Origin of the sequence: Rhodococcus sp. T2V (assembly GCF_029269925.1) — a bacterium.
Lineage (GTDB): Bacteria > Actinomycetota > Actinomycetes > Mycobacteriales > Mycobacteriaceae > Rhodococcus_F > Rhodococcus_F koreensis.
Window position 1 is genome coordinate 1 of the sequence record NZ_JARJBD010000482.1, and the last position, 548, is coordinate 548.

Here is a 548-nt window from a genome sequence, read left to right on the forward strand (position 1 = left end):
GTTGGTCGCGGTCGGTGTCAACGCCGAGGGCTACCGCGAGATCCTGGGCCTGGACATGACCTCGTCCGAGGACGGTGCCGGCTGGCTCGCGTTCTTCCGCTCCCTGGTCGCCCGCGGCCTGTCCGGGGTGCGGGTGGTGACCTCCGACGCCCACGCCGGCCTCGTCGCGGCGATCGGGGCGACCCTGCCCGGCGCCTCATGGCAGAGGTGCCGAACCCATTGTGACTGTAAAGAATTAATGTGTCGATTCGGTTGTGTCGTCTTCCTGCTGTGGTTGGCGTCGGCGGCGAGGTCGAGGTCGGCGTCGGGCAGGACGATGGCGTGGTTCTTGGCGCCGCCGAGGGCTTGGACGCGTTTGCCGTGGGCGGTGCCGGTGGCGTAGACGTATTGGGCGATGGGGGTGGATCCGACGAAGCTGATGGCCTTGATGGCGGGGTTGGTGAGGAGTTCGTCGACGGAGGTCTTGTCGCCTTGGAGGACGTTGAAGACGCCTGCGGGGAGTCCGGCTTCGGCCCAGAGTTCGGCCATCCAGATGGCGGCGGTGGGGT

Annotated in this window: 2 pseudogenes; one reads left to right on the top strand and one right to left on the bottom strand. The window is 67.7% G+C overall.

Going from position 1 to position 548, the window contains the following annotated elements:
• Positions 1-220 (top strand): annotated as a pseudogene (locus tag P3H15_RS54965) (transposase); the annotation flags it as partial.
• A gap of 56 nt (positions 221-276) precedes the next feature.
• On the opposite strand, the pseudogene P3H15_RS54970 reads toward P3H15_RS54965, so the two are convergent.
• Positions 277-548: pseudogene (locus P3H15_RS54970) on the bottom strand (aldehyde dehydrogenase family protein); the annotation flags it as partial.